The organism is Streptosporangium jomthongense (genome assembly GCF_042650425.1).
In the GTDB taxonomy this organism is placed as follows: domain Bacteria; phylum Actinomycetota; class Actinomycetes; order Streptosporangiales; family Streptosporangiaceae; genus Streptosporangium.
The window spans coordinates 38,495-54,726 of the sequence record NZ_JBHSBC010000003.1 but is presented as its reverse complement, the minus strand read 5'-3'; the positions used below and the strand labels follow the sequence as shown (position 1 = coordinate 54,726).

Annotated in this window: 18 protein-coding genes and 1 pseudogene; 6 read left to right on the top strand and 13 right to left on the bottom strand. The window is 71.1% G+C overall.

The window, feature by feature from the left end:
• Positions 1-12: 12 nt before the first annotated feature.
• Positions 13-441 (bottom strand): hypothetical protein, encoded by a 429-nt coding sequence (locus ACFOYY_RS04760; RefSeq protein ID WP_362780011.1) that lies wholly within the window; start codon positions 439-441, stop codon positions 13-15.
• A 111-nt stretch (positions 442-552) separates the two neighbouring features.
• On the opposite strand from ACFOYY_RS04760, the gene ACFOYY_RS04755 reads away from it, so the two are divergent.
• The 6 genes from ACFOYY_RS04755 to ACFOYY_RS04730 all read left to right on the top strand — a co-directional run bounded on the left by ACFOYY_RS04755 (position 553) and on the right by ACFOYY_RS04730 (position 4,503).
• The gene (locus tag ACFOYY_RS04755) at positions 553-1,314 is read left to right on the top strand and encodes a hypothetical protein (protein WP_352015668.1); all 762 of its coding nucleotides are present in this window, start codon (positions 553-555) and stop codon (positions 1,312-1,314) included.
• The gene (locus ACFOYY_RS04750; RefSeq protein ID WP_362780014.1) at positions 1,277-1,855 is read left to right on the top strand and encodes a copper resistance CopC family protein; all 579 of its coding nucleotides are present in this window, start codon (positions 1,277-1,279) and stop codon (positions 1,853-1,855) included. Before ACFOYY_RS04755 ends, ACFOYY_RS04750 begins: the two co-directional genes overlap by 38 nt.
• Before the next feature lie 317 nt (positions 1,856-2,172).
• Entirely contained in the window at positions 2,173-2,580 is a 408-nt protein-coding gene (locus ACFOYY_RS04745) for an ArsR/SmtB family transcription factor (protein WP_362780016.1), read from the top strand.
• Between the two features lies 1 nt (position 2,581).
• Entirely contained in the window at positions 2,582-3,493 is a 912-nt protein-coding gene (locus ACFOYY_RS04740; RefSeq protein WP_362780019.1) for a cation diffusion facilitator family transporter, read from the top strand.
• 101 nt (positions 3,494-3,594) lie between these two features.
• On the top strand, positions 3,595-3,840 hold the full coding sequence (locus ACFOYY_RS04735) for an SHOCT domain-containing protein (protein ID WP_352015664.1): 246 nt from the start codon (positions 3,595-3,597) through the stop codon (positions 3,838-3,840).
• 54 nt (positions 3,841-3,894) lie between these two features.
• Entirely contained in the window at positions 3,895-4,503 is a 609-nt protein-coding gene (locus ACFOYY_RS04730; RefSeq protein WP_362914913.1) for a DUF4291 domain-containing protein, read from the top strand.
• Between the two features lie 15 nt (positions 4,504-4,518).
• On the opposite strand, the gene ACFOYY_RS04725 is transcribed toward ACFOYY_RS04730, so the two are convergent.
• The 12 genes and pseudogenes from ACFOYY_RS04725 to ACFOYY_RS04670 all read right to left on the bottom strand — a co-directional run bounded on the left by ACFOYY_RS04725 (position 4,519) and on the right by ACFOYY_RS04670 (position 16,210).
• Positions 4,519-5,841, bottom strand: coding sequence for a sensor histidine kinase (locus tag ACFOYY_RS04725; protein ID WP_386188141.1), 1,323 nt, complete (start codon positions 5,839-5,841; stop codon positions 4,519-4,521).
• Positions 5,838-6,527: a response regulator transcription factor gene (locus tag ACFOYY_RS04720; protein ID WP_352015661.1), complete on the bottom strand. Its 690-nt coding sequence runs from the start codon at positions 6,525-6,527 to the stop codon at positions 5,838-5,840. Before ACFOYY_RS04720 ends, ACFOYY_RS04725 begins: the two co-directional genes overlap by 4 nt.
• A 128-nt stretch (positions 6,528-6,655) precedes the next feature.
• On the bottom strand, positions 6,656-8,002 hold the full coding sequence (locus ACFOYY_RS04715) for a cation:proton antiporter (protein ID WP_386188138.1): 1,347 nt from the start codon (positions 8,000-8,002) through the stop codon (positions 6,656-6,658).
• Entirely contained in the window at positions 7,999-9,351 is a 1,353-nt protein-coding gene (locus tag ACFOYY_RS04710; protein WP_386188136.1) for a cytochrome P450, read from the bottom strand. The genes ACFOYY_RS04715 and ACFOYY_RS04710 overlap by 4 nt, the downstream gene beginning before the upstream one ends.
• Positions 9,345-10,388 (bottom strand): alpha-hydroxy acid oxidase, encoded by a 1,044-nt coding sequence (locus tag ACFOYY_RS04705; RefSeq protein WP_386188133.1) that lies wholly within the window; start codon positions 10,386-10,388, stop codon positions 9,345-9,347. The genes ACFOYY_RS04710 and ACFOYY_RS04705 overlap by 7 nt, the downstream gene beginning before the upstream one ends.
• A 5-nt stretch (positions 10,389-10,393) precedes the next feature.
• Entirely contained in the window at positions 10,394-11,962 is a 1,569-nt protein-coding gene (locus tag ACFOYY_RS04700; protein ID WP_386188131.1) for an NAD(P)-binding domain-containing protein, read from the bottom strand.
• Positions 11,963-12,083: 121 nt separating this feature from the next.
• The gene (locus tag ACFOYY_RS04695) at positions 12,084-13,676 is read right to left on the bottom strand and encodes an AMP-binding protein (protein ID WP_386188129.1); all 1,593 of its coding nucleotides are present in this window, start codon (positions 13,674-13,676) and stop codon (positions 12,084-12,086) included.
• Positions 13,677-13,791: 115 nt separating this feature from the next.
• The gene (locus tag ACFOYY_RS04690; protein ID WP_386188127.1) at positions 13,792-14,277 is read right to left on the bottom strand and encodes a GNAT family N-acetyltransferase; all 486 of its coding nucleotides are present in this window, start codon (positions 14,275-14,277) and stop codon (positions 13,792-13,794) included.
• 19 nt (positions 14,278-14,296) lie between these two features.
• The gene (locus tag ACFOYY_RS04685) at positions 14,297-14,476 is read right to left on the bottom strand and encodes a hypothetical protein (protein WP_386188487.1); all 180 of its coding nucleotides are present in this window, start codon (positions 14,474-14,476) and stop codon (positions 14,297-14,299) included.
• Between the two features lie 50 nt (positions 14,477-14,526).
• Positions 14,527-14,721: pseudogene (locus ACFOYY_RS04680) on the bottom strand (PIN domain-containing protein); the annotation flags it as partial.
• Entirely contained in the window at positions 14,718-14,963 is a 246-nt protein-coding gene (locus tag ACFOYY_RS04675; protein ID WP_352015653.1) for a hypothetical protein, read from the bottom strand. The gene ACFOYY_RS04675 and the pseudogene ACFOYY_RS04680, both read right to left, overlap by 4 nt.
• 194 nt (positions 14,964-15,157) lie before the next feature.
• Complete coding sequence (locus ACFOYY_RS04670) at positions 15,158-16,210, bottom strand: radical SAM protein (RefSeq protein WP_386188125.1); 1,053 nt, start codon at positions 16,208-16,210, stop codon at positions 15,158-15,160.
• Between the last annotated feature and the right edge of the window lie 22 nt (positions 16,211-16,232).

Sequence of the window (16,232 nt, the reverse complement as noted above, 5' to 3'; positions counted from 1 at the left end):
GCACGGGACGGCCTATATGCGGAAGACGGATTTGGAGATCAGCACGGTGGTTCCGGGCAGGGCGTGGACCGGTCGTGCGCGCCGCGTCGTCGGCGCCGGTGCGGCCTGCGGCGACGCCATGACCGGCAGGCCGGTGAAGGGACCGGACGACAGCGGGCGCGCCTCGGTGGCGGGCGCCACCGTCGCCGCCCCGCACAGGCTGTGGTCGTGCTCCGGCGGATCGGGGGCGGGGCAGCGCTCCGGCACCCGTTCCCGCGGTGAACCGGCCACGGCGACGGAAATGCCCGACTGCCCCGGGCCGGGTCCGTGATGGTGGTGCGCCACCTGGGTGTGGGCGGCGGAGAGGATCAGATGCGCGAGCAGGGCCGCCGCGAGCGCGGCCAGGCACAGCACGAGGGAGAGGCCCGCGCGCTGTACGGCTCGTCGCATCGGTGCGATCACCCCACAACCGTACATCACCCTTCGTCATCGACTTATGACAGAGAGTAGCCAGTCGGGCCTGGGGTCAGCGTGGCGGTTGCCAATGCGACATCGGACGGCAAGATGGGACATGTGCCGCCCTTACCGATGACGTTGCGCCTGCTACGGGCGTTGGCGTTCACCACCGCCTGCCTGGCGGTCTCGGCGGGCGGGCACGCCTTCAGCGCGGGGGCCTCGCTTTCCGTCGCGGCCCTCGCGGCCGGCGCGGCGGGCCTCCTGGTCGTGGTGTTGCCGCTCGTCGGCCGTGAGCACCCACCGGCGGCGGTGGTCGGCACCACGATCGGCGCCCAGGTGCTGCTGCACGAGCTGTTCGCCCGCACCTCCGGCGGATTCGCCGCCCAGGACGGGCACGGGCACCAGGCGGTCGGCATGGCGCTGGTCCACCTCGCGGTCGGGGCGATGAGCGGCTGGTGGCTGCACCGGGGCGAGAGCGCCTTCTGGCTCATGCTGCGCCTGCTGCGGCCCTCGTGGCCCCTACTGCTCCGGCCGCCGTCCGCCGCCTCCGACGACCCGCCGACGCCTCGGCCCGTCGCCCCCGCGTCGTGGCCCTCCTCCGGCCTCGCCCGGCGGTGGCCCACCTCCACGATCCACCGCCGTGGACCTCCCGCGGACGACGCCGCCCCCTCCGGGGAGCGGCGCACCCGTGTCATCGACGCCCGCACGCTCGGGCGTCGCCTTCGCCCCGGCCATCGCCGGGCCGTCTTCGGGAGTCCCCACCTTGTCATTCCTGACCTCGGCGGCATCGCCGCGCCGAACCGTCGGCACCGTCCTGGCAGCCGCCGTCGGCTGCCTGCTGGTGCTGATCGGCACCGCCTCACCGGCGTTCGCCCATGACCGTCTCAAGAGCAGTTCACCGGCCGCCAACGCCAAGGTGACCAGCCCCGAGACCGTCACCCTGGAGTTCTCCTCCCGTATGCGCTTCGCCAAGGTCGTCCTGACCGGCCCCGGCGACGAGACGACCAAGCTCGACGCACCGGACGAGGGGAGCACGATCCGCGCCAAGGTGCCCGACCAGCTGGCCCCGGGTCGTTACCAGATCGCCTGGCACGTGGCCTCCTCCGACGGTCACCCCATCAGCGGTCAGATCCCCTTCACCGTGATCGCCGACCCCGACAGCCCCTCTCCCACCCCGGAGTCCCCGTCGCCGTCGGTCTCCACACCGGCGAGTACGGCGGAGGCCTCCGCCGACCCCTCCGAGGCCGTCCCTCCCCCGGCCGCCACCGAATCCTCCGCCGCCGAGCCCTCTCCGGCCGCCGCGTCCGAGCCGAGCGGCACCTCCGGCCTGCCCGGGTGGGTGTGGCCGGTCGGCGCGGTCGTCGTACTCGCCGGGGCGGGCGCGTGGCTGATCACGCGCCGCAAGGGGACCCAGGGGTAGGTCCCCCGCACTCTCGGACACCTTGGCGTCATCGTGGGCATGGCGGCGGGGGCCGGGTGATCCCGGATGAGAGAGCGGCGGTGGCGCACCATGGTGTGCGCCACCGTCCGCGGCGTGCGCCGTACCGACCGGGCGGACCAGCCGTACCGACCGGGCGGACCAGCCGTACCGACCAACAGGGACCAGCCGTACCGGCCAACGCGGGCCGGCCGGGCCGACCAGCACGGAGCCGACCCGGCCACCGCGGACCCGCCGTACCGGCCCGGCCGACGCGGACCGGTTGACAGCCCGGTGACCCCACTCGCTAATCTGCTCATATGAATACCTATTCAGATGTTCCATCGATTGACGGATGTGTCGTCAGGAAAGTCGATCCCGACCGGGTCGCCGACGTGCGGGAGCGCATGCCCGCCCCCCGTGATCTCTCCGACGTGGCCGACGTCTTCGGCCTGTTGTCGGACGCCAACCGGTTGAGACTGCTGGTCGCCCTGCTTGAGGGGGAGATGTGCGTGTGCGACCTGGCCGCGGTGACCGGGCAGAGCGAGTCGGCCGCCTCGCACGCGTTGCGGCTGCTGCGCGCCCACCGTGTCGTGACCAGCCGCCGCGCGGGCCGGATGGTCTACTACCGGCTGGCGGACCCGCACGTGCGGATGCTCCTCGACGTGGCGTTGGTCCACATCGAGCACACCGAGCTTCTGCACCCCGAGCGCGACGGAGAGGGCTGAGATGGGAACCGGACACGGCCACGGGCACGTCCAGGGACACGCGGGAGGCCGTCACCGCAGGCGGCTGGCCCTGTCCTTCGTGCTGATCGGCGCCTTCTTCGTCGTCGAACTCGGCTACGGACTGGTCTCCGGCTCGCTGGCGCTGCTCTCCGACGCCGGGCACATGGCCGCCGACGTGGTCACCCTCGGCGCGGCGCTGGTGGCCACGAAGATCGCCACCCGGCCCGACACCACCGGCAGGCGCAGCTACGGCTCCTACCGGGCCGAGGTGTTCGCCTCCCTGCTGGCCGTGGTGCTGATGCTGGGCGTCGCGGTGTACGTGGTGGTCGAGGCCGTCGGCCGTATCGGCCAGACCGCCGAGGTCTCCTCAGGCCCGATGCTCGTCGTCGGCGCCATCGGCCTGCTCGTCAACCTGGTCGCGCTGCTGCTGCTGCGTTCCGGCGCCGGTGAGAGCCTCAACGTCAGGGGCGCCTACCTGGAGGTCGTCGCGGACACCGCGGGATCGGTCGGCGTCATCATCGCCGGTTGGCTGGTCGCGGCCACCGGCCAGGTGCTGTGGGACACCGTCGTGGCGCTGGCCATCGGCGTCTTCGTCGCGGTACGTGCCCTGTCGCTGGGCCGCCAGGTCTTCGCCGTCCTGGGCCAGCACGTGCCCGAGGGCATGGACGCCGCCGCGGTGGCCGCGGACCTGGCCGCCATCGACGGGGTACGCGACGTGCACGACCTGCACCTGTGGACGCTGACCTCCGGCATGAACGTGGCCACCGCCCACCTGGTCGCCACCGACTTCGCCGACGGCCACGCCGTACTGGACCGCGCGCGTCACCTGCTGCGCACCCGCCACGGCGTCGAGCACGCCACCCTGCAGATCGAGCCGGCCGACCACCGGGGCTGCGACGAACTCGGCTGGTAGCCGCGCCGGGACCATCGGCGCCGGTCGCGGGACCAATGGCCCTCTTTCGCACGGACTCGGCGGAGGAAGGCTGAAGGTACCTCTCGGGAAGGGGACCGACGATGATGTGGGGTTACGGAATCGGCTCCTGGCTGGTCATGGGCATAACGACGATCCTGCTGTGGGTGTTGATCATCGCCGGGATCGTCGCGCTGCTCCACTACGTCAGCGGCGGGCGGCGGACAGGCTGGCTCGCGGCGGGCGGGCGGGTCCCTCCGGAGGAGGTGCTGGCCGAACGGCTGGCCCGGGGAGAGGTCGACGCCGAGGAGTACCGGCAACGCCTTGAGGTGCTGCGAAACCGGCGGTGACCGCCCGCTAAATCCCGTTGCGGGGCTTACACACGGCTCACCATGCTCGGGGACATGACCATCCCCTATCGCCAGATCCGCGCGGCCTTCACCGAGGAGGCCATCACCGTCTACCAGGCCTACGACCCCGCCATCGCGGACCCGGCCGTCGCCGCCCAGCGGTTCGTGCCGCCCTTCAAACGCGAACGGATGACCTGGATCAAACCCTCCTTTCTCTGGATGATGTACCGCTGCGGCTATGCCACCAAGCCCGGTCAGACCAGGGTCCTGGCCGTCGACATCAGCCGGGAGGGCTTCGAGTGGGCACTCCGGCACTCCTGCCTCAGCCACCCCGGCGACGGCGTCGATCCCGAGGTCTGGCGTCGGCGCCTGCGGGAGAGCCCGGTGCGCGTCCAGTGGGACCCCGAACGCGGCCCGCGCCACAATCCCCTGTCATACCGGTCGATCCAGATCGGCCTCTCCGGCGACGCCGTGACCCGCTATCTCGACCGGTGGACACTGCGGATCACCGACCTGACCGGCCGGGTCCACGACATCCGTCAGGCACTGCGCGACGGCCAGGACATCACGGACATGCTTCCCGTGGAACGCCCCTATCCCCTGCCGGACGAACTCGCCCGGATCACGGGGGCCTCCGAGCGTGCCGTCCCGGCAGGCCGGTGACGCCGACCGTGCCGCCTACGGGCGGCCCTCGCCGTACTCGGGGACCGGCACCCGCGTCTTCCTGTGCGCCCGGTTCCGCACCTGCTGCGGGAGCCGTATCCGGGGGGAGCGCGGTGCGCCGTCGCCGCCGGGGTGCGCCGGAAGGCGGATGGTGAACGTGGCACCGGCGCCCGGCCGTCCGTCCACGCCGACCGTGCCGCCGTGGGCGTCCACCACCTCGCTCACGAGGGCGAGACCGATGCCCAGGCCTCCCTGGTGGGGCTTGCCGACGTGTCTGGCGAACAGGTGCTCACCGTCACGCGGGTCCAGTCCGACGCCGTCGTCCCGCACGCTGAGCTGGACCCACTCGGGACCCGAGCGGAGGGTCATCCAGATGTCGCCGCCCTCGCGGGCGTGCCGCAGCGCGTTGTCGAGCAGCGCGGAGATCACCCGGCGCAGCGCGGACCGCGCTCCGCGCACGACGTGCTCACCGGGGCCCTTCCTCACCTCGATCGTCACCCCGCGCTGCTCGGCGCGGGCCGCCTCCGCCGTGGCGAGTTCCTCGGTCAGCGCGGCCAGGTCAACCGGGCCGAACGGCTGGAGCCGCCGTCTGAGCTGGGTGGACAGCAGCAGGTCCTCGATCACCTCGCCGAGTTGCCCGATGCCCGCGGCCAGCTGGTCGACGTCGCCGACGGCCAGGAGCGGTTCCGACCCCCGGCGCAGGTGCCGGGCGGTGAGCTGGGCGCGGACGTGCAGCCGGGTCAGCGGGGTGCGCAGTTCGTGGCTGACGTCGGCGGTGAAGCGCCGCTGCCGGTCGAGGGCCTCGCCCAGCGGCGCGATCGCCCGGCCCGCGAGGACCTGGCCGATCAGCAGCGCCGCCAGCAGCCCGGCGAGTTCGGCGGCGCCGAGGGTGCTCAGCAGCCGTTCCCGGTCGGCTATCCGGAAGCGCAGGTCCATCACCGCCTGCACCACGACGTCGTCACGTCGCTGGGTCCTGATCAGGTAGGTCAGCCCGCCGACCTCGGCGACCTCGACCCGGGGCCGCCCGTCCGCGGCGACCAGGTCCATGAACGCGCGCACCGGCAGCCGGTCCGGGGACCCGGGAGACCTCCGTACGGTGCCTCCGCCCAGCTCGAACAGCCACATGCAGGGCGGGGGCTGGGTGATCGAGGCCGACCGCGCCGCCACGAACAGGTCACGCCGCGCGGCGACGTCCTGGCCGTTGACCGTGACGTAGTAGACCATCGCGCCCATGAGCGCGAGCACGAGGGTGAATCCGCCCGCGATCTGCACGGTGATCCGGCGGCGGGCCCGGATCAGCAGCCGCCGTTCCGGGTCGAAGCGCCGCCGCCCGTTCACAGCTCACCCAGGCGGTACCCCACGCCCCGTACGGTGCGTACGACGCCGTGCCCCAGTTTGTTGCGCAGGTAGTAGACGTAGGTGTCCACGATCGACTCGGTCTGGGCGCCGTCGAAGACCCGCTGCCGCAACGAGTCGCGGGTGTGCACCTGCCTCGGGCGGACCGCCAGCGCGTGGAGCAGGCGGCACTCCTGACCGGACAGGGTCACCTGCTCGCCGGAGGGCAACCGTACGAGGTGGGAGTCGGAGTCGAGCCAGGCCGCGCCGAGCGGCAGCAGTCTGGCCTGGTCCAGGTTCCTGCGCCGCAGGGCACGCACCCTGGCCAGCAGTTCGTCGATCTCGAAGGGTTTGACCAGGTAGTCCTCGGCGCCCGCGTCGAGTCCGCTGACGCGGTCGGCGGTCGTGCCGAAGGCCGTGAGCACCAGCACCGGCACGGTGACGGCCTGCCTGCGCAGCCGTCGCAGCAGGTCGAGCCCGTCGATCGCGGGCAGTCCCCGATCGATGATCATGATGTCGTAACCGCGGCTCAACCCCAGGTGCAGGCCACGTTGCCCCTCCGGTGCCAGGTCTACGGTGTATCCCTGGTCGGCGAACACTTCGGCCAGCATGTCCGCCAGATCACGGTCGTCTTCGACGAGCAGCAGCCGGGAAGAGCGCGGTTCGGATGTCGCCGGTATCCGTGCCACTGGTCAACAATTGCACTGATATTGGTAAATTTCTAGTCAACTCTGGCGCAAAGGCAGGCGTGGCGCAGGCGTGGCGCGTGCGTCGCGCCCGCACCACAGCCCGTCACGGTCCCGGTGACCAGGCATGATCATCCGCTCACCGGCGCCGCCTCCCGTCCGTGCTCCGTCTCACCGATCCCGGCGGGCTCTTGGATGCTCGCCCGCTCGTGGCGCTCGGGCATGGCCAGTTTGTACAGCGGCAGCGCCCCCGCCGTGGTGAGCACCGCCACCAGGACGAGCATCGCGAAGACCTCCTGGGTGATCAGGCCCTGGGCCAGGCCGATGTTGATGAAGATGAGGATCATCAGCCCCCGGGCGTTCATGATGGCGCCGACCGCCCACGACTCACGCCAGCCGAACCCCAGCGCCCTCGTGGACAGCGCGCAGCCGAAGTACTTCCCGCAGAAACCCGTGAGCAGGATCGCGACGAGCACCAGCAGCATCGAACCACCGGTGATGCCGCCGAGGTGGGTGTTCAGCCCGGAGAAGGCGAAGAAGACCGGCAGCAGCAGCGTCGAGACGACGTCCATCATGCGGCTGTGCAACGCCTGGCGGAACGCCGGTTCGCGGGGCATGGCCAGCCCGGCGACGAAGCCGCCGAACACCGAGTAGACGCCGATCCAGTCGGTGATCCAGCCCGCCGTGAGCGGCACCAGGACGATCACGTAGACGACGTTCGCGCCGAGACGGCCGGTGCGCTCGACCTGGCGGCCCAGGGGGCGCAGCAGCGGGGCGACCGCCCCGAGCATCACCGCCGTGAACACCACCGCCAGGCCTATGGTGCGCAGCGCGTCACCGCCGCCCGTGCCCAGGTGGACCGCCGAGAGCACGGCGAGCAGGCACCACGCCACGGCGTCGTCGATGGAGGCCGCGACCAGGGTGATCCTGCCGACGCGGGTGTTCTCAAGACCGCGTTCGTACAGGATCCTGGCGAGCATGGGGAAGGCGGTCAGCGACAGCGCGCCGCCGAGGAACAGGGCGAACTCCACACGGCCGACGTCGGGCCGGGAGAGACGATCCCACAGCAGGAACCCGAGGGCGCTGCCGAGAACCAGGGACGGAAGAATCCCCGAGGCGGCCAGCGCCATGGCCCTGCGCGTCTCCCCCGGCGTCCGGACGCTGTGGTCCATCCCCGCCCCGACCAGGAACATGTACAGCGTCAGCCCGATGGTGCTGAGCACGTACAGGATCGGCCGGACGTCGGCGGGGAAGAGGGCCTCCTGCGCGCCGGGGAACACGGCGCCCAGCAGCGTCGGCCCGAGCAGGACCCCGGCGACCATCTCACCGACGACCCGTGGCTGCATCACCATGGTCGCCAGCCGGCCGCACACCGCCGCCGCCAGCAGGATCACGACCAGGGCGGGCAGCACCCTGAGGACCAGCCCCAGGTTGGGATCGACCGGAGAGGCCTGGGTGAAGGCCAGGAAACCGCTCATGACTCGTGCCTCCGTACGCCGACCGGATGGGGTTCCTGCGCGAAGTGGCGCTCGCACAGCCGCAGCCTGCGCGCGTCCCACACCATGTACGTGCCGAGGACGAGCTGCACGAGGCTGCGCCACACGTCCTCCCAGCGGTCCCTGAACCGCATGAACAGCAACTTCACCCGGACCTCCGGGCCGCTCCCGGCTCCCAGCGGGGTCAGCAGGCACGGCCCCCTGTTGGGCAGGGACCGGGTGTGGGAGGCGGTCGAGCCGAGTTCGCAGGCGTGCAGGGTCTCCCGTACGGCCACCCGCAGGGCGATCGGCGCCAGCCGCCACGCGGGGCAGGGCCGGTTCGCGGCCATGCCGAAGGGGATGTGGTTGATCTCCCTGGCCGGACGCGCCGCGAAACGGGCCGGGTCGAAGTGGTCCGGGTCGGGCAGGCCCGCGCGGTGGAACTCGGGGTAGTTGAAGCACAGCACGGAACCGGCCGGGATCGCGGCGCCCTCGCCGAGGGGGATCTCCCCGGTGGTGACGCGGTGGGCGATGCCGAACAGCGGGTAGAGCCGCAGCGTCTCCGAGATCACCTGGTCCAGATACCGGTCGTCGCCGCCCCGCGCCGCCTTCTGCACCCCGGGGTGCTGGGCCAGGACCATCAGCACGTGGGCCGTCGCCTCCGACATCTGGACGACCGCCGTGTTGAAGAAGGCCCCCTGCAGGTACAGCGCCTGTTCCCTGGCCGACAGGTCCTGGGGAAGCTCGTGCCGCACCTCGGGCAGCCGTTCGACGAGGTATCCGGTCAGCCGGTCACGCCGGTCCATGTGCCGCAGGCCGCAGCACTTGAGTGAGGTGACGACGTCGTCCGCGTTGCCGACGATCAGGTCGCGGGCCTTCGGCGGACACGGTTCGCCGAAGACGAGTTCGTAGGAGAACTCCGCCCAGACCGGCATCATCAGGTCGCGCAGCCGTACCATCCCCCGCCTGTCCCGCAGCGCCCGGTTGACGCAGCGGCGGGTGAGCTCCTCGACCCTCGTCCGGGGCACGGCCAGGATCCGCCGGGTGGCCAGGGCGACGGCGTCGTAGCGCTCCCCCGCCTCCAGGTGTTCCTGGTGCATCTCGGGTCCCGGTGCCAGCCAGTACCAGAACAGGTCGGACAGGACGGCTCCCCTGCTGCGGCCCGAGGCGGCCGGGTGGGAGTAGACCTCCCTGAACCGGTCGACGCCGACCAGGTCACCGGGGACCGGGATGCTCTCCTCGCCGTTGATCCTGGTGAGGACGCGCACCCGCAGCGCGACGATCCGGGCGGGAAGCCACCAGGGCAGGCTGATCAGGACGGCTGCGAACGACACGGTCAGCGCGGTCAGCATGGCCGTACCAGCTCTGGGTCGAGGTCGTGCGCCGACGCGGCGCCGCACAGGACGAGGGCCCGCTCGACCTCCTCGCGCAGCAGCCCGAGCACCCGGGCCACGCCGCGCTCGCCCTCGGCCGCGAGACCCCAGAGCACCGGGCGGCCGACCGCGACCGCCGAGGCTCCGAGCGCCATCGCCTTGACCACGTCCACCCCGCGCCGGACCCCGCCGTCGAGCAGCACCGGTACGGCCCCGCCGACGGCGGCCACGATCCCCGGCAGCAGGTCGGCGGTCGCCGGGAGGGTGTCGAGCTGCCTGCCTCCGTGGTTGGAGACGAACAGCGCGGAGACGCCGTGGTCGAGCGCGCGGCAGGCGTCGGCGGGACGCACGACGCCCTTGAGCGCGACGGGCAGCTCCGTCATCCGCCTGAGCAGGTCGATGTGCCGCCAGGAGATGTCCGGCGACATGACGATCGGCCGCACCCGGTCGCCGTCGCGCAGGTTCTCGCAGCACATGCCCTCCGGCAGGTCGTCGAAGCCGTTGCGCAGGTCCCGCTCCCGCCGTCCCCTGCCGGGAGAGTCGACCGTGACGACCAGCGCCGTGCATCCGGCCGCCTCGGCGCGCCGGACGATCCTCTCGGTGAAGGCCATGTCCGGCTGGACGTAGAGCTGGAACCACAGGGTGGCCTCCGGAGCCGCCGTCGCGACGTCCTCGACGGCGACGGTCGAGGCCATGCTCACGATCATGATCGTCCCGGCGGCGGCCGCCGCGCGGGCCGTGGCCTTCTCACCCTCGGGGTCGGCGAGCCGGTGGAACGCGGTCGGCGCGACCAGCACCGGCATGGCGGCCCGGTCGCCCAGCAGGGTGACCCCGGTCCTCGGCTCGCCCGCGCCGCGCAGCACACGTGGCAGCAGGGCGAGCCGCGCGAACGCCGCCTCGTTGGCCCGGACGGTCGTCTCGTCACCGGCTCCACCGGCGAAGTAGTCGTAGTGCGCGGGATGCAGGCGGTCGCGGGCGACCTCCTCGAACTCCCTGACGTTCAGTGGGGGGCGCATGGCCGTCACGCCGGGACCGGAAGGCTCTGGCGCTGGAAGAACTCCCGCAGCGGCCGCAGGTGGACCTCCTCGGAGGTCCAGTCGTTCTCCAGGTTCTCGGTGACGTGGTGTACGGCCACGACCGCTCCTCCCCGGTAGTGGCGCACCACCGGGTGCAGGTAGTGGCCCTCGTGGGCCCGGGAGGCGTCGCCCTGCCTGATCCGCGACACGGAGATGTCGAACGGGTCGACCTTGTCGTGGTCGGGGCCGTACTCCAGGGTGATCGCGAAGTGGCCGCCGTCGCCGATCGGCGGGCCCTGAAAGTCGACCGGCAGTTCCTCCAGGTAACGCGCACCGCCGTCGCCGTCCGGGACGATGACGTCGGCCAGCACGCCGAACTGCTGGAACAGCCCGGAGCTGCGGTTGACCCGTTCGAGTACGGCGTCCGCGAACGCGCCGGGGTCGGCGGGCAGGTCCCGGCCGGGCCAGGGGGCGTCGTGGTGCCTGGTCTCCAGGATGCGGTGCAGGGCGCGGGCGCCGTAACGGAAACCGTGGATGAAGGCGTTGGTGCCGCGCTTGAAGTCGCGGGACTGCGTGATGGTCCCGGCGAAGTACAGGCCGGGCACGTTGACCGACTCGTAGGCGGGGGTCAGCGCGGGGAAGCGGTTCCTGATCGTCAGCTCGGGACGGCACTCGGGGGAGAAGATCGAGGCGTCGAACCGGAACCCGGTGGAGACGATCACCCGGTCGTACGGGATGTCCTTGGTGACCTCGTCGGCCCTGGCGAAGCTCACGGTCACCAGGTACGTGCCGTCCGCGCGGCGCTCGATGCGCCTGACGTCGCCGTCCAGCACCGCGTTTCCCAGTTTGAGCTGGTAGGTGTCGAGGAAGTTGCTGTTGACCGCGCGCAGGTGCCCGACGAAGTGGGTCCGCCAGGCCAGCCGTACCGAGTGGGGGCCCGCGACGTGGATCACCGCGGCGGTCTCGATGAGGTTGTCGGCCGTCTCGAAGGCCGAGTTGCCCTTGCCGATGACGAGCACCCGCTTGGCCGTGTAGTCCGCCGGGTCGACGGAGGCGGTGTCGTAGCCCTCGGCCGTCTCGATGCCGGGGATCTCCGGGACGTTGGCCTTGGAGACCCCGGTGGCGACGACCACGTGCTCGGCCTGGTGGGTCCGGCCCTGCCCGTCGATCACCCGGAACGGCCCCTTCGCGTCCGGGCGGGAGACGTCGACGACCCGGGCGCCGTAGGTGATCCGCAGGTCGAGGGCGGCGGCGAAGTCACCGAGGTAACGCACGAGGTCGTCGGCGCCGGGGAAGAAACGGTCGCTGTAGCGGGTGAACACCAGATCAGGGTCGTCCGAGAGCAGCGAGTTCCAGTCCACCCGGAAGTTGAGCTCCGGGTCGTGGTGTCCGGTGTGCTTCTTGTTGATGGAGATGAGCATCCGGTGGCGGGGGAAGGTCCGGAAGAACTGGCCGGGCTCGGGGCCCGCCTCCAGGATCCGGTACCTCCGCCCCGCCCGGTGCAGGAAGTGGCCCAGTTGCAGGCCCGCAGGCCCGGCGCCGATCACCAGATAGTCAAGGGTGTTGTCAGACACTGATGCCTCCGTCACTGCGTACGGTCGAACGGGACGACATCAGTGTTGGCGCGTGATTCTCAGAGATTGATCAGAGTCGTCCGGGACGGCGCCGTCGGGGGCCGTGTTCCTGGAGATCAGGTCAGTGCGCCACCGGGCCGTACCGTTCGATCAGGGCGCGCTTGTCCGGTTTCCCGCTGGCCGCGACCAGCGGGGCGGGGATCGACATGATCGTCCGGGGGACGCTGTCGGCGCCGAGTTCGGTGCCGACCAGCGCGGTCAGCTCGCCGAGGTCCGGGACACGGCCGGGGGCGGGCACGACGAAGGCGTGTACGGCCTCCCCGGTCCGCTCGTCCATGGCGCCGGTCACGTACGCCTCGGCCACGTCGGGGTGGCCGGCCAGCACACGCTCGATCGGCCCGGCGTAGACCACCATCGCGTTGACCATGATGACGTCCCTGGTCCTGCCGACCAGGTAGAGCATGCCGTCCTCGTCGAGGTAACCGAGGTCGCGGGTGCGCAGCCAGCCGTTCCGCAGCACCGCGCGGGTCTCCTCCGGCTGCCCCCAGTAGCCCGCGATGAGGTAGTCGTTGCGGACGTGGATCTCCCCGGTCCGTCCCGTGGCGACCGGACGGCCCTCCTCGTCGAGCACCCTGATCTCGACCCTGGGCTGCGGGCGGCCGACCGAGGCGAGGGCTCGGTCGGGGAACCTCGCGAAGTCCCCGGGGGTGAGCATGGAGATCATCCCGGCCTCACTCGACCCGTACGCCTGGTAGACGACGGGCCCGAGCCGCTCGACCGCCTCCGCCAGCCGGTGCGGGCTGATCGGCGACCCGGCGACCATCAGCGCCCGCAGGCTGCTGACGTCGACCTGTTCCGTGCGGAGCAGGTCGAGCATGCGGCACAGCCTGGGCACCGGGAGGATGGCCCCGGTGATGCGGTGGCGCTCGATCGCGTACGGGAACGGCGGCCGTCCGTCGTCCTCGGGGATGACCGCGACACCGCCTCCGAGCAGGCACAACGCCAGGAACTCCTGGACCACCAGGCTGGACAGGGTGCCGAGCAGCAGATAGCGCCGGAACGCCCCGGCCAGCTCGGTCGCCAGCGGCGACCAGAGCCTGGGCTGCCACGACCAGCTCTCCCCCAGCGCGCGGTAGGTGAGCGCGCACCCCTTGGGCTGCCCGGTGCTGCCGCTGGTGAAGGCCATCAGGGCCACGTCGTCGGGGTGCCCCAGGAGGGCGGGCAGCCGCACACCGCCCTGGTGGGCCAGCAGGTCGACCGCGCCGGGAACGTCCCCGGGGAGGGGGCCGAGGGTCAGTATCGTGGCCGCCCCCGCGGCGGCGAACACCTCGGGATCCGCCGTCGAGGCGTCCACGACCACGGCGTCCACCCCCGTGTCGAGCATGTGGGCGAGCTGGCCCGGCGTCTGTCCCGGGCGTACGAACACGACACGACAGCCCAGCACGTGCGCGGCCGTCTGCGCGGCGAACGCCTCCGGCGAGACGCCCGTGTGGACGGCGACGCCCCGGACGGGGTCGAGTCCGGCGTCGAGCATCGCACCGGCCATGCGCCCGACGAGGTCCAGCAGCTCACCCCGTGAGACGACTCGCGTCCCCTGCTCGAAGATCGGACTGTCGGGCGAGCTCCGCAGCGCGTCGAGGAGCGCGTAGGGGAACGGCGGTTCGGGGGACCCGGCGGGCCGGACGGACTCGGTGAACGACGGGAACTCGTGCATGACTGGCTCCTCTTGTCTTCTGCCTTCTGCCTTCGTGGACCTGTCCGGTCACCGGGCCGTCGGTGCGGAACCGGTGCGTTGTCCGCGACAGTAGGCAGCGCAGATCAGAGCCAGATCAGAACGGCCGGTCGCCGGAGGGGACCTCGCCCAGGTCCAGCACCCCGACCGTCTCGCCCCCGGACGTCTCGCCCGTCAGCTCGAACCCGAGCCTCCGGTAGAAGCCCTCGGGGCCGTCCTCCCCCGGCTCCCAGGTGACGTATATCCGCCTCTCGCCCCGGCGCCGCACCTCGGCGGCCACCACCTCGACGGCGAAACGGCCGACCCCACGTCCCTGCGCCTCGGGAACCACGTTGAGCCGCCACAGCCCGGAACGGAAGTCGACCCCCTTTCCGTCCCAGTCGATGTTCAGGAACGCCATGAGGAAACCCACCGGACGATCACCGTCGAGGATGAGACGCGGCCAGGCCGCCTCCCCGTACGCGTAGGCCTCGGCCAGCGAGGTCGCCACCGGCGAGACGAACCGCTCCTGCTCAGGACGGACGTTCACCTTCATGGCCGCCTCGACGTTGGCGGGCGTGATGAGCTCAACCCGAAAAGTCACAGAACGACCATAACGGCCGTCACGCAAGCACCTCCGGCAATAATCTGAACGCCGACGCATGTCGAGGGCGAATCAGACTGAAGTCCCTCCGGTCGATCATCGCGACCTGGGTGATGCCCAGACGTTCCGCGATGGCGACCACGGACACGTCGGCCGGGTCAAGTCGGGCGCTCCTGTGAAGCCGGACCAGTTCAGCCATGCGTCGTACATCTGCGGGAGCAGGTCGACCAGCTCGAATTCTTCGACAACGAGATCGAGGAACTGCGCATGCACGGCAGGACCCATATGCCGGTTGATCGTCCATCCGGCCTCGATCAGGATCGTTGACGGCAGAAGTAGTGGCCCCTCCAACTCCTCAAGGAGTCGTACGCACGAAGCATGGTGTTTGTCGTCTCGATCGACAACAGCGATCAAAGGGCCGGTATCCAGGAGTGTGGCGCTCACACTGAGCGATTGAACCGCTCCACCAGCAGGTCTTCGACCCGTTCCGACAGATCGCCCTCACCGGACGCACCGATTCCGGCAATCGACAGCCGACGACGCCGAACCGGGCCGGACCGCTCCTCTTCTGTCGCTTCAGCCAGCTCCGGATCTGTCTTCACCAAGCGCAGGAGCCGACGCGCCTGGTCCGGCGACAGCCGATCCACCAGGTGGTGAAGCTCCTCATACGCATGCCCGGCGCTCATGACCACAAGCCTACGCTTACGGATCCAGCAGGCGGATGCTCAGCTCAAGTCGTGCCCGAACAGCGCGATCGGTGAGTTTTCAGTCGGCTCCTGTCACTTGCCCCACTGCTTCGTCTTCGGCTCGGTCTTACACGCGCCTCCCGGTCAGCGGCTGCGCGACGACCTGCATCGCTCCCGCGGTTCCGAATTCTCCGTCACCTCCCGAGAGCGGGGGCCGGGTAGGCGGGGCGGCGGTCGATGCGCAGGAGGACCTCCTGGGAGCCGAAGTGGCGGTCGATACGGCGGGTGGCCTCGGCCCAGTCGCCCATCGACCGGGCCGACGACAGGGCTTCGGCCACGAACGGGTCGCTCCAGCGTGCGACGGCGCGCCGCCACAGTACGGCGGGCTCCTCCGTCAGGAGGCTGCCCACGGTCCCCTCGTAGATGGGCATCGCGCGCACCTCCCCGTCGGGCTCGACCTGCATCAGGGGAATCACGAAACCCTGCTCGACGAAGGCCGGACGCATCTGGAGGATGACGTTGTCCGAGGCCGACACCCGCACCGACGGCGGCGCCGCCGACACCAGGCGCTCGAGGTGCTCGGCGCCGGTCAGCGCGCGGATCTCGTCGTTCGTGAGCAGCTCGTGCTCGGCGAAATCGGCCCGGCTGGCCAGACCGGACGGTACGGCGGCGCCGAAGTTCAGGAACCGGACGTGCGGGAAGCGAGGCAGGACGGCCGTGCAGAACTCCTCCGTCTGGTGGAGGTTGCTCCGCACGACCGCGCAGTCGATCCCGAACTCCACGGGGTCGGCGCCCTCCGCGACGCGCCTGCCGGAGACGTCGTCGAGGAGGGCCAGGGCGTTCATCGCCCGGTCGAAGGAGCCCACCCTCCCCCGGATCCGGTCGTGGACGGCGGCGTCGGCCCCGTCGACGCTCACGGTGATCCGGGAGAACACCCGGGTGGCCTGCTCGGCCATCCGTGCGGTGAGCGTCCACCCGCCGGTGTAGAGGTTCACCTGGACGCCTGCCCGCCTGATGTGTTCGGCGACGTCGAAGATCTCCCTGACCAGCAGCGGTTCGCCCCCGCCGAACTCCACCGCCTCCGGGCGCAGGGAGACGATCGCGTCGGCGACCCGGAGCATCTCACCGTGGCTCAGCTGCCGGGCCGGACGCCTGCCCGACTCCGAGTAGCAGTGCGCGCACCGCAGAGGGCAGGCGTAGGTGACGTCCCAGATGACGTCGGTGGGTCCGGAGAGGATGTCGTCCATGTCAGAGGTTCCTTTCGTCGTT